The organism is Dokdonia donghaensis DSW-1, from assembly GCF_001653755.1.
Classification (GTDB): domain Bacteria; phylum Bacteroidota; class Bacteroidia; order Flavobacteriales; family Flavobacteriaceae; genus Dokdonia; species Dokdonia donghaensis.
In genome coordinates this window covers 649,334-660,946 of record NZ_CP015125.1, presented here as the reverse complement: position 1 = coordinate 660,946, position 11,613 = coordinate 649,334, and the positions used below count along the sequence as shown (strand labels likewise).

General features: G+C 39.0%; 11 protein-coding genes. 4 read left to right on the top strand and 7 right to left on the bottom strand.

The window, feature by feature from the left end:
• Nucleotides 1-88: 88 nt before the first annotated feature.
• A complete protein-coding gene (locus tag I597_RS02770; protein ID WP_035326111.1) occupies nt 89-679 on the bottom strand; it encodes a carboxymuconolactone decarboxylase family protein in 591 nt (196 codons plus the stop codon).
• 106 nt (nt 680-785) lie between these two features.
• On the opposite strand from I597_RS02770, the gene I597_RS02765 reads away from it, so the two are divergent.
• From I597_RS02765 to recJ, 3 genes are read left to right on the top strand one after another with little or no spacing between them, the layout of a single operon-like run.
• Nucleotides 786-1,235: an OsmC family protein gene (locus tag I597_RS02765; RefSeq protein ID WP_035326110.1), complete on the top strand. Its 450-nt coding sequence runs from the start codon at nt 786-788 to the stop codon at nt 1,233-1,235.
• Between the two features lie 11 nt (nt 1,236-1,246).
• Entirely contained in the window at nt 1,247-2,800 is a 1,554-nt protein-coding gene (locus I597_RS02760; RefSeq protein WP_035326108.1) for an SPOR domain-containing protein, read from the top strand.
• Nucleotides 2,800-4,491, top strand: coding sequence for a single-stranded-DNA-specific exonuclease RecJ (gene recJ / locus I597_RS02755; RefSeq protein ID WP_035326106.1), 1,692 nt, complete (start codon nt 2,800-2,802; stop codon nt 4,489-4,491). The genes I597_RS02760 and recJ overlap by 1 nt, the downstream gene beginning before the upstream one ends.
• A 25-nt stretch (nt 4,492-4,516) precedes the next feature.
• Here the strand turns inward: recJ and I597_RS02750 are convergent, their stop codons facing one another.
• The 3 genes from I597_RS02750 to trpS form a co-directional block, all read right to left on the bottom strand.
• Nucleotides 4,517-5,278, bottom strand: coding sequence for a UDP-2,3-diacylglucosamine diphosphatase (locus tag I597_RS02750; protein WP_035328878.1), 762 nt, complete (start codon nt 5,276-5,278; stop codon nt 4,517-4,519).
• Between the two features lie 6 nt (nt 5,279-5,284).
• Nucleotides 5,285-5,737: a 6-pyruvoyl trahydropterin synthase family protein gene (locus tag I597_RS02745; RefSeq protein ID WP_035326104.1), complete on the bottom strand. Its 453-nt coding sequence runs from the start codon at nt 5,735-5,737 to the stop codon at nt 5,285-5,287.
• 169 nt (nt 5,738-5,906) lie between these two features.
• The gene (gene trpS / locus I597_RS02740; RefSeq protein ID WP_035326103.1) at nt 5,907-6,878 is read right to left on the bottom strand and encodes a tryptophan--tRNA ligase; all 972 of its coding nucleotides are present in this window, start codon (nt 6,876-6,878) and stop codon (nt 5,907-5,909) included.
• Nucleotides 6,879-6,949: 71 nt separating this feature from the next.
• Between trpS and I597_RS02735 the strand changes: the two genes are divergently transcribed.
• Nucleotides 6,950-7,684, top strand: coding sequence for a lysophospholipid acyltransferase family protein (locus tag I597_RS02735; RefSeq protein WP_035326102.1), 735 nt, complete (start codon nt 6,950-6,952; stop codon nt 7,682-7,684).
• Nucleotides 7,685-7,838: 154 nt separating this feature from the next.
• Here I597_RS02735 and I597_RS02730 read toward each other — a convergent pair whose 3' ends face one another.
• The 3 genes from I597_RS02730 to recA all read right to left on the bottom strand — a co-directional run bounded on the left by I597_RS02730 (nt 7,839) and on the right by recA (nt 11,056).
• Nucleotides 7,839-9,278, bottom strand: a complete 1,440-nt coding sequence (locus tag I597_RS02730) for an outer membrane beta-barrel protein (RefSeq protein WP_035326101.1) — start codon at nt 9,276-9,278, stop codon at nt 7,839-7,841.
• Nucleotides 9,279-9,280: 2 nt separating this feature from the next.
• Nucleotides 9,281-9,826 (bottom strand): RNA polymerase sigma factor, encoded by a 546-nt coding sequence (locus I597_RS02725; RefSeq protein ID WP_035326100.1) that lies wholly within the window; start codon nt 9,824-9,826, stop codon nt 9,281-9,283.
• Between the two features lie 222 nt (nt 9,827-10,048).
• Nucleotides 10,049-11,056: a recombinase RecA gene (gene recA, locus I597_RS02720; RefSeq protein ID WP_035326099.1), complete on the bottom strand. Its 1,008-nt coding sequence runs from the start codon at nt 11,054-11,056 to the stop codon at nt 10,049-10,051.
• Nucleotides 11,057-11,613: the final 557 nt, after the last annotated feature.

Here is an 11,613-nt window from a genome sequence, read left to right as displayed (position 1 = left end):
CGAGATTTTTAGGCAATAAAGAAGCGCCTCAAGATGATAACATCTTGAGGCGCTTTGCGTTTTTTTATGAGGTACCGTTTATTTTGTTTTACACGTGTTTCCCTACTTCAAATCCGTGCTTTCCGAGATATTGATTACCAGAATCTATGGCATCTTCCTCTAGCGTGGTTCCCATAGAGTCGTTCCAGCGGTTAAGGTACCCAAAGAGTGATATCACTCCCAACATCTCTACAATCTCACCTTCATCCCAGTATTTATATAATTCTTCTTTGATTTTTGCATCTACGGCATTAGGTACTTGGCTTGCCGCTAGCGAGAAATCAAGCGCAGCACGCTCTGCATCAGAAAAGGCATCGTGTGTGCGATACTCCCAGATATTATCTAGTTGCTCTTGCTCTGCTCCATAACGCTCTGCAGCACGTATCGCGTGCGCCTGGCAATAGCGACATCCAGTCGCATTACTAGATACCCAAGCAATCATACGTTTTAATGCAGAAGTCACTCGGCCTTGGTTTGCCATCACGGCTTTGTTGAGGTTTATAAATGCACGTGAGATGTCTGGACGACGCTGCATTGTAAGTACCGAGTTGGGACAAAAGCCTAGTGTCTCATTAAAAAATAGGGCAAGTTCTTTGGTTGTTTCGTCGTGCTCGGCAGAGAGTGGTGTTACTAATGGCATCGTATATATTTTAAATTAATGTTCTTATTTACGCTTTCGCGAAAGCAATATAGGCATTTTATCTACCAATTTTGTACCTTCATTTTTTAAGAAAATCACACATAAAATGGCTGGACATACAGTAACTACAATCTATAAACAAGGAATGCAATTTGAGACAGATAGCCCTACGGGTTATAAAGTACTCATAGATACTTCTCCAGAAAATGGAGGTAATAACGACGGGATGGGTCCTAAGGCAATGATGCTTTCTGGTCTTGCGGGATGTACTGGTCTTGATGTGGTATTTGTACTCAACAAGATGAGGGTAGATGTGCCTAAATTTAAAATGGTCGTAAAAGGAGAACTCACAGAGGAGCACCCTAAAACATATCACACCGTATGGCTAGATTATCACTTTTATGGTGATGACTTAAATGAAGAAAAAATCCAAAAAGCAGTAACACTCTCTGAAGAGCAATACTGTGGAGTGATGGAAATGTTTAGAAAATTCTGTAAGCTAGAAATAGCGGTTCACTACCACCCAGAAGCAGCCTTAGAAACTAGCAACTCATAACCCAGCCAGTAATGAGAAAACTGCTACTCTTACTCTGCGCGCTACCTACCATTGCAATCGCCCAAGATTCACAAACTTTTACACGTGATAAAGAATTTTATGTGCGTGGTAACACAGCTGTAATAGGCAATAATATCTTGAGCAAAAACGCCGAAAAGCCTTTTAATGACTTAGAAAAGGTGAACGATGAGTTTAAGATGAAGTATGTAGACATAGATAATGATGCCAGTACCTGGAGCTCTAGTAGCGCATATCTTAATCTTAAAAAAGATGTTAAGATTGTTTATGCTGGTTTGCACTGGTCTGGCACCTATAATGGTGAGCGCAGTGGCAAACGTATGAAAGATGGTAAGGTCTATCATAAAATGCTTGATGAGCGTGCTCACGACATACAAGAAGTACTACTTAAATTACCTGACGGAGCATATCAACGCGTGCGTGGTTCCCTAGTGTATGATGGAGAAAATGCAACTAATGTTTCTGTAAAATCTAGAGCACCATATGCGTGCGTGGCAGATGTAACAGAACAAATGCAGGCTTTTGTAGATGGGGAGGTTACAGTCGCAAATGTAAGTGCCACTCAAGGTGAAATTATAGGAGGAAGCTCTGCTGGATGGTTACTATACGTGGTGTATGAAGACGATAGTGAGCCACTACAATATATCACCACGTTTAATGGACTTGAATTTGTAAATAAAAAAGCTGTAGAAATCGATTTTGGAAATTTTCAATCCTCAGAAAATGGTGAGCTAGAGACTGCTGTAACTATAGGAGCACTCGAGGGTGATGGTAACTTAGGTCGTGATGAGATAAGTATTTTTGACCCACAAACTAAAATATTTGTCACACTAGATAATGAGGTGAGAGCTTCTCGCAACTTCTTTAACAGTACGATTACTATAAACGACAAGCGGTTTACAAAAAGAGTGCCTAGCAGTCTTAATACGTTAGGTTTTGACCTTGCAAAAATTAAAATCCCTACAGCTCAAAATAAGATCATTGCAAATAGCACGGGTGGTGTAAAAATGAAATTTAAAACACGCTCAGATCGTTTCTTTTTATTTTTTACAGCTTTCCAAACCACCATAAGTGAGCGCTATTATAATGAGAAACGTGTAGGATCGCCTATAGTAGAGACTGCTACCGCTGCTCCTGTAAAAGAACCGGTTGTGCCTAAGCCTAAAAAAGTTATTGTAAACCAAAAAGTAGCAATTGCGGTGCCAGATGTTACCGTAAACGAAGAGAAAAAATACGAGCCACCAGCGGTAGTAAATAAAGACCTAGCCGCTTTATTAGAAAAGCCGTCAATTACTATAGAAGGTATAGCGCCGGGGTATTACATCATTACAAACGCATTTTCTAACGCTGCAAATGCAGAACGGTGGATGGAAACGTTAAAAGAAAAAGATCTACAGCCACAAATGTTTTACCGCTCAGATAAAGAGCTCTTTTATGTATTTACAGAAGCGGGTAAGGATGCGGCCACTCTCTACAATAAACTTAAAGCGATAAAACAAATACCAGGGTTAGAAAAAACCTGGATGCTTAAAACGAACCTTAATTAATGCGTTGGACTTTAAAACCAAAACCAGAGGCACAAAAAGTAGCAAAACTAGCACAAGAGCTGGGAGTAGAAGCTCCTATTGCAACACTCCTCATACAGCGAGATATTGACACGTTTAAGAAAGCAAAAAACTTTTTTAGACCCTCGCTAGATGCTTTGCACGATCCATTCTTGATGAAAGATATGGATAAAGCTGTGGCACGTATCGAGCAGGCAATAGCTCAAGGCGAAAACATCCTAGTCTTTGGTGATTATGATGTAGATGGTACCACGAGTGTTGCCTTAATGAGTTCTTATCTCGACACCATTCACCCGCAGGTGGCAACCTACATTCCAGACCGCTATACAGAGGGTTATGGTGTTTCTTATATGGGAATAGACTTTGCTGCAGATAATGATATGTCACTCATTATCGCACTAGATTGCGGTGTAAAAGCGATTGAGAAAGTGGCTTATGCAAAAGAAAAAGGAATTGACTTTATTATTTGTGATCACCACAGACCCGGTGATCAGCTGCCAGATGCTTTTGCTATTTTAGACCCGAAAAGAGAAGATTGCTCGTATCCTTATGATGAGTTATGCGGGTGTGGTGTAGGTTTTAAACTTATAAGTGCAATTGCGCTTTCGCGAAAGCAAAATTTTGAAGAACTTCTTCCTTACCTAGATCTTGTTGCTACCGCAATAGGTGCAGATATTGTACCTATCACAGGAGAAAACAGAATACTTGCATATCACGGACTCAATGTGATAAACCAAGCACCTCGAGCCGGATTTGAAGCCATAATCAAGCAAGTCAAAAAGGAAACCCTTACCATCACAGATGTTGTTTTTATCATAGGCCCACGTATAAATGCCGCGGGAAGAATGGTGCACGGTAACCACGCGGTGACCTTATTACGAGAGACAGACCTAGCGACAGCAACCAAGTTTGCATCAGAGGTAGAGCAATATAACTCAGATCGAAAGGAAGCAGATAAGAGTATTACTCAGCAAGCTCTAGATCAAATTATAGAGAATCAAGAGGAGGGAAATAAAACCACCGTTGTTTTTCAAGAAGACTGGCATAAAGGGGTGATAGGGATTGTGGCTTCTAGACTTATTGAAACATATTACAGGCCTACCCTTGTTTTTACAAGAAGTGGTGATAAGTATGCAGCATCTGCGAGATCTGTAAAAGGTTTTGATGTTTATAATGCTCTACACGAGTGTGCGGAGCATATAGAGCAGTTTGGTGGACATAAATATGCTGCAGGACTCACTTTGTTACCAGAGCAATATGAGGCTTTTAAAGCAAAGTTTGAGGAGGTGGTCGCCGCTAGTTGCGATGAGCGCTTGCTAGTGCCAGAGATTTCTATAGATAGTGAGATAAACCTCGCAGATATTACGCCTAAGTTTCACCGTATTATAAAGCAGTTTGCACCGTTTGGGCCACTTAATATGTCACCTACGTTTATGACTAAAAACTTGACAGATACTGGTTATGGTAAAAAAGTAGGAGCAGATCAAACACATCTTAAAGCGGCTGTTGTTCAAAACAGCAGAGGTTCACAGATAGGGTGTATAGGTTTTAATCTAGGCGATAAGTATGATTTAATTACAAATAAAAAGCCATTTATGGCAGCCTATGCCATAGATCAAAATGAGTGGAATGGTAATGTAAGCCTCCAGCTTAGACTAAAAGATATTAAGTAATATCTAGGCCTTTGCTTATGACAATTTATTTCTTGAGAAACTCTTCTAGTTTAAAGCCATTCTCATCATACACTCCATAAGTGTAGTGTGCAATCCAGTCACCTATGTTGTAATAAGTGCTGTTTTCTCCCACCTGTATGGTCATAGGTAAGTGACGGTGCCCAAAAACAAAATAATCATAGTGAGCAGTCTCAAGTTTACGCTTTGCATAAGCTGCAAGCCACTCGTTTTCTTCTCCGAGAAACACGTGATCATCATCACCAGAGATCAGCTTGTTTTTTACAGACATATACTGAGCAATTTTCATCCCAATATCTGGATGTCCCCAGCGAAATAACCACTGAAAAAACTTACCACGGAAGACTTTTTTCATACGCTTATAGCCATTATCTCCAGGGCCTAAGCCGTCTCCGTGACCTAAAAAGAACTTCTTATCATCTATGGTAAACACCTTAGGGTCGTGATAAACGGGAATGCCCAGCTCTTCTTCAAAATAGCCGTTCATCCATAGATCGTGATTCCCTACAAAAAAATAAATCTCGATGCCTTCATCACGCATCTCGGCAAGTTTGCCAAGTGTGCGCACAAAACCTTTAGGCACTACAGTTTTATACTCAAACCAAAAGTCAAAAAGATCACCCATTAAGAAAATAGCCTGTGCATCCTTGCGAGCCATCTCTAGCCACTGCAAGAATATGCGCTCTCGCGGTCTACTTTCCTCCATAGTGGGGGCACCCAAGTGGTTATCACTTGAGAAGTATATTTTCTTTCCTTTTGGGAGGTTAATAGTCATTTAGAGTTGATCTGCCGCGTGCCACTCTGCATAGCTTGTTGCTGTTTCAGAAAGGCGTAGTGAGTGTAATTTTATCGTATCTGGTAAAAATGATTGAATCTTTGCAGCAAAGTCTATCACCATCATCTCACTCGTAGGCTGGTAATCTACAAGTAGTACATCGTGACCACGATCAGATAGTTCTTTTGCAAGCTCTACGTGCGGTGTGTTTTTATTAAAAACGGTAGCGTGATCAAAAACGTTTACAATCTCTCTATTTACAATTTTCTTTAAGTCACCAAAGTCGATAACCATTCCCAGCTTTGCGTTGCCCATATCTGTAATAGGTTCTCCTATTACGGTAACGCTAAGTTTGTAACTGTGCCCGTGTACATTCTTGCACTTGCCGTCATAGCCATAAAGCGCGTGACCTGTCTCAAAGGTAAACTGTTTTGTGATTCTAATTTTTGACATACTGTATTATTGGTTTTCGCTTTCGCGAAAATTGAAACCTATACGACTTAACGTCTGTTTCTAAATTTGTTGTACAAAACTACGATAATCAATACTAGTCCCAAGATGAGGAACAAACCGTTACCGCTTAAAAAGCTCATAATATCCATACTATTTCTATTTTAGTTTATTAATACCCAACTACTTTACGCACACGATCAATCACCCCATTTGCAACCTTGGTCGCTTTTTCTGCTCCTACTTTTAATGCAGCATCTATCTCGTTAAGATTTTCCATATAGTACGCATACTTCTCGCGTTGTGCAGCATACTTCTCTATGATTACTTCATAAACAGCTTGCTTTGCGTGACCGTAGCCAAAATCTGTACGTTTATAATTTTCGCGTAAGCGGTCTACTTGTTCTGGAGTTGCAAGTAATTTATAAAGGTTAAACACATTACAGCCCTCTGTTTCCATAGGTTCCTCCATAGGAGTACTGTCTGTTTTTATCCCCATAATTTGTTTGCGTAGCTTCTTGTCTGGTAAAAAGATATCTATAATATTACCTTTAGACTTAGACATTTTTGCGCCATCTGTGCCTGGTATATACATTGTCTCCTCATTGTGACTCGCTTCTGGTAGTACAAAAACTTCTGTTTTTGTAGCTGCGTGAAAACGGCTTGCCACATCGCGCGTCATTTCAATATGCTGGGCTTGATCTTTACCCACGGGTACAACCTCTGCATCATACAGCAAGATATCTGCTGCCATAAGCATAGGGTAGGTAAATAAACCTGCGTTTACATCCTCTAGACGGTCTGCTTTATCCTTAAAACTGTGAGCAAGTGTAAGTCGCTGGTACGGGAAGAAACAGCTCAAATACCAAGTAAGCTCTGCCGTTTGTGGTACGTCGCTCTGTCTGTAAAAAACCGTTTTATTAATGTCAAGACCAAAGGCCAGCCACGTAGCTGCTGTACTGTAGGTGTTGTGACGTAGCTGTGCTCCATCTTTTATTTGCGTGAGCGAGTGCATATCTGCAATAAAGAGAAAAGACTCATTTGCAGGGTTGTTTGCCATCTCAATCGCTGGTATAATAGCTCCTAGTAAATTTCCTAAGTGTGGTGTGCCTGTACTTTGCACTCCGGTAAGTATTCTTGACATAAAATTTAAGTAAAAAGCAAAGTTAACTTTTTCTGTTCATTGCATAGGCTGAATTACCTATTTTTGGAAGAATGCACATATTAAGAAAAATAGCGGTCGCACTTTGGAAAGTATGGTTTTACTTTTTAATGCTGGTGGTCATTCTCATATTATCTCCATTACTTATTATAAGTATCCTTAAGGAGACCTGGTATGGTATGTTTTTTAGACTTGCTCAAATATGGGCACGCACCATTATGCTGCTTATGGGGTTATTTCCAAAAGTGACTCGTGAAGAAAAGTTTGTGCGTGGCAAAGGATATATGCTGGTGAGTAACCACACCTCTATGATGGACATCTTGCTTATGTTGCACCTTGCAAAAAGTCCTTTTGTGTTTGTGGGGAAAGCAGAGCTTGCAAAGCTCCCGCTTTTTGGGTTTTTCTATAAACGAACCTGTATTCTTGTAGATAGAGGTAACGCGCGTAGCCGCAAGCAGGTTTTTGATCAAGCACAGCGCAGGCTCAGTCAGGGGTTTAGTATCTGTATTTTTCCAGAAGGTGGCGTGCCAGATGATACTTCTATCGTGCTAGATACTTTTAAGGACGGTGCTTTTAGACTTGCCATAGACCATAAGCTGCCTATTGTGCCTATGACGTTTTATGACAATAAGAAGAGATTTCCTTATTCATTTTTTGAGGGTGAGCCTGGTGTGATGCGTGCAAAAGTACATTCATTTATACCTACAGAAGGAATGACTCAAGACGATAAAAAGCCGCTTAGAGAGCAAACAAGAGCCATTATTTTAGAAGAATTGAAAGGGGATTAAGTACGCTTTCGCGAAAGCGTAATAACCACCATAAAAAATAAAAGGCTCCGTAACCAGCGGAGCCTTTTTTGTTACCACTGCAAGCGCAATGATTACCTAACCAACTAAAAAACTAACCTAATACCAAGTAAACTACACTTGGCATAGCATCTTACTAGAACTTGTAGCGTACACCCGTGTATACCCCTAAGTAATACGGCTGAAAGTCTACCACTGTGTTATCAAAACTGTTGAGTTGATACTTAAGTGACGGTTCTATATTAAATATGACCTTATCTGTCATTTTATAATCTAATCCTACCCCTATGTTTGTAGTAAAACTTACGTCATTTACTCCGCTTGCTGTACCTAGGTTGGTACTAAACTCGTTTGATGAAAGAATTACCTCGTTATTATTAAGAAATAATGTACTTACACCTCCCACTAGTGATACACCCACACGTTTATCTGAGATCACATAAACTGCTTCAAGAGGTACTTCGAGGTAACTTAGTTGCTGTTGTAATGACCCATTTGCAGTGACTCCAATGTTTGGAATAGCGCCCTCTGCATTAAAATTATTTTGAGTCGTACTATTGTCTGCAATGGCAATAGTTTTTGCATTATCTGCATAATTTACTCCTCTAAGTGTACGCCCCAAGCTGTTAGTAGAAAATGAAATATCATTTGTGTTATAACTAAGATCTACATTGTTTACACCAGTACGTATTTTTAATTTAGGACTGACGGCATAACTTACTTGTACTCCATAACTCAGATTTACATCACCAGACTTATCATTATCTGCAAATTGCTTATCAAGCCCAGACCCTCCAAAATCTCCATAATATACAGGTGCTGCTACAGCACCTACATCCCATCTTGAGTTATTTGTCTTTTCTTCTTCTAGCGCAACTGTGTTTTCTTCTTTGTTAAGTTCAATTTGTTTTGCTTCTTCTACGAGGTCTTTCTCTTTTGTGGCAACAGTTTCATTTGCTGCAATTGTAGTAGGCTTATCTTCTTTCCCTATTGTTGTTTTTTGATCTTTTGTTACTTGATTTGTGGTAGTTGCCTTCTTTTCTGTAGAAGATGTAGTCGTATTATTTATATCGCTGTACGCAATAAGTCCATTTGATTCATTACTAAGGGGCAATGTGTTAATTTTAGAATTACTTCTAGATGTCTTACCACTCTTTAATCCACTAGCATTACTAGTTAAGTTGCTCTTTGTTTGAGAATTTCTTTGAGATGAGTTGGTCGCAGCGATAACCTGCTTGTTGCTAGTAATCGTTGTTTGATCTGATGTTTGTTGTTCTCTAGTATCTATTGAATTTTTTACTACAGATTGATTTGTTTCAGATTGTGTGGTGATTGTATCTTGATTTACAAGAGGAGTCGCCTCAGTAGAATCTGAAGGGAGCAATAATGTACCAAGTCCAAAAAGTAATACTAGTCCTGCGGCAATACCACCCACTTTCCACCATAGAGGTATAACTCTGCGGTTGTCTTTCTTTTGATTTTTGACAATATCTGCCCATACACGCTCGCTAGGGTGTGCTTCAAAGTTTTTGAACTTTTCTTGAAAAAGTCTGTCTATGTTCTTCTTCTCCTTCATTACTATAGGTGAGATTTAGTCTGCAAGCTATGCAGACTCGTCTCAATTTTTTCTTTTAATATCATTCTAGCACGCGCAAGATTTGACTTTGAGGTGCCTTGAGAAATAGTAAGCAATTCTGATATTTCTCTATGTGAGTAACCATCCATTACATAAAGGTTAAAAACCATTCTATAACGATCTGGTAACTCTTGTATAATACTAAGTAAGTAATCTAGTGGGATAGCATCTTCTTCTACCTCAACTTCTACCTCTTTAATATTTTCTTCATTTACAAGACTATAAACTCCTGGTTTGCGATACCGCTGTAACGCTGTGTTTATCACAACCCTTTTTAACCAGCCCTCAAAAGAACCTTTATTTTTATACTGAGTGATTTTATCAAAAATAGTTATAAACGCATCCTGCAGAATATCTTCTGCTTCGGTGTAATTAGGAGCATATTTGAGACAAACAGAAAAGAGTACACTCGCATAGCGCTTGTATAAATCGGCCTGTGCCTTAGGTTGCTTCTTTTTACAGTTTTTTATGAGTTGGTCTTGACTCAACTGTTGTTGGTTTTGTTTATGTTCTCATAAATATAAGAACAGATATCTTTTTAAAGGGTTCTTTCTTCCACTTTGTGATACCGTAAAATCACGTCTATTCGTATAACAGGGGTTTTATATTCTAGTTTGCAATCTATAGATGCAAAAAAGGTGCAAAGGTTGCGTGGTAATAAAAAAAACCTCCTGAGCAGGAGGTTTTTATATAAAATATGAGTGGGTAAATTATTCGTTGCTAGCTTTTATAGCGGCGTGTATTTTAGTCTCTAGCTCTTCCATAAGATCTGGGTTGTCTAGCAGTAGTGCTTTTACAGCATCTCTACCTTGCCCAAGCTTAGTATCTTGATAGCTAAACCAAGAACCAGCTTTTTTAATAATCTCATAGTTCACACCTATATCTATAATCTCTCCTACTTTTGAAACTCCTTCTCCATACATAATGTCAAATTCTGCCATACGGAAAGGTGGCGCTACTTTATTTTTAACAATCTTAACACGTGTTTTATTACCCATTACGTTTGCATTGCTATCCTTTATTTGCGTAGAACGACGTATGTCTAAACGTACAGAAGCATAAAACTTAAGAGCATTACCACCCGTAGTGGTTTCTGGGTTTCCAAACATTACCCCAATCTTCTCACGAAGCTGGTTAATAAAGATAACCGTACAATTAGTCTTGCTTATAGATCCTGTAAGTTTACGTAGTGCCTGTGACATTAATCTCGCGTGAAGCCCCATTTTTGAGTCTCCCATCTCACCTTCTATCTCGCTTTTTGGAGTAAGCGCTGCTACAGAGTCAATTACTACGATATCAATAGCGCCAGAGCGTATCAAATTATCTGCAATCTCTAGAGCTTGCTCTCCATTATCTGGTTGTGAGATAATAAGGTTGTCTATATCTACATCTAGTTTTTCTGCATAAAAACGATCAAAGGCGTGCTCTGCATCAATAAATGCTGCAATACCTCCAGCCTTTTGTGCCTCTGCAATGGCGTGTAGTGTTAAGGTTGTTTTACCAGAAGATTCTGGACCATAAATCTCAATAACACGACCGCGAGGATATCCTCCTACGCCCAGCGCTACATCAAGACCCAAAGATCCTGTAGGTATAGACTCAACATCTACTATGGCTTGGTCACCCATTTTCATTACGGCACCCTTACCATATGTTTTATCTAGTTTATCAAGGGTGAGTTTTAGGGCTTTTAGTTTTGCATCTTTTTCGCTGCTCATATCTTCTTTTTTGTCTTGTAAAAATAACTTTTAAAAGAGGCTTTGGCAAGGTACGCTTTCGCGAAAGCGTAATAGTTCTCAACATCATCTCTTAATTAATATACTTATGTAAATGAAGTATATAGGAAGTTTGTATGGCGAAGATACTAAAATTCGGAATCTTTACTAATTTAAAAAGGAATTATTCCAATCTCGTGTAGAATAAATAGGTTTTTAATTAAAAAAGAGAAGTAAATGTCTAGCAGCTAGTGTGTAATGTAATCTTTTCTTTAAACACGCAACCATTTAGAATTATGGCGTCTTTACTATGAAGTAGTATTGAAAGTTGAATTATTAACCCGTTTAAAACAATAATTCCCTTAACATAGGTCCGTTTTAAAATGATGCACGCACATATGAAAAGGAAGGCCCAAAGCGACATAGTGATATATAAAGAGTGCTTATGACAAAAGAAATAAGTAAAAATCTGAATTAGCCACGATTCACAAAAAATGCCTTTATATCGATGTAAAGGCATTTTTTGTGCCTTGACATTAGAAAATGTACCTTTGTCGCAA

What these genes read in the sequence shown, in the direction of transcription:
- I597_RS02760 (WP_035326108.1), top strand. Translation starts at nt 1,247, where the DNA reads ATGAGAAAACTGCTACTCTTACTCTGCGCGCTACCTACCATTGCAATC.
- I597_RS02745 (WP_035326104.1), bottom strand. Translation starts at nt 5,737, where the DNA reads ATGTCAAAAATTAGAATCACAAAACAGTTTACCTTTGAGACAGGTCAC.
- I597_RS02765 (WP_035326110.1), top strand. Translation starts at nt 786, where the DNA reads ATGGCTGGACATACAGTAACTACAATCTATAAACAAGGAATGCAATTT.
- I597_RS02770 (WP_035326111.1), bottom strand. Translation starts at nt 679, where the DNA reads ATGCCATTAGTAACACCACTCTCTGCCGAGCACGACGAAACAACCAAA.
- I597_RS02730 (WP_035326101.1), bottom strand. Translation starts at nt 9,278, where the DNA reads ATGAAGGAGAAGAAGAACATAGACAGACTTTTTCAAGAAAAGTTCAAA.
- trpS (WP_035326103.1), bottom strand. Translation starts at nt 6,878, where the DNA reads ATGTCAAGAATACTTACCGGAGTGCAAAGTACAGGCACACCACACTTA.
- recA (WP_035326099.1), bottom strand. Translation starts at nt 11,056, where the DNA reads ATGAGCAGCGAAAAAGATGCAAAACTAAAAGCCCTAAAACTCACCCTT.
- recJ (WP_035326106.1), top strand. Translation starts at nt 2,800, where the DNA reads ATGCGTTGGACTTTAAAACCAAAACCAGAGGCACAAAAAGTAGCAAAA.
- I597_RS02735 (WP_035326102.1), top strand. Translation starts at nt 6,950, where the DNA reads ATGCACATATTAAGAAAAATAGCGGTCGCACTTTGGAAAGTATGGTTT.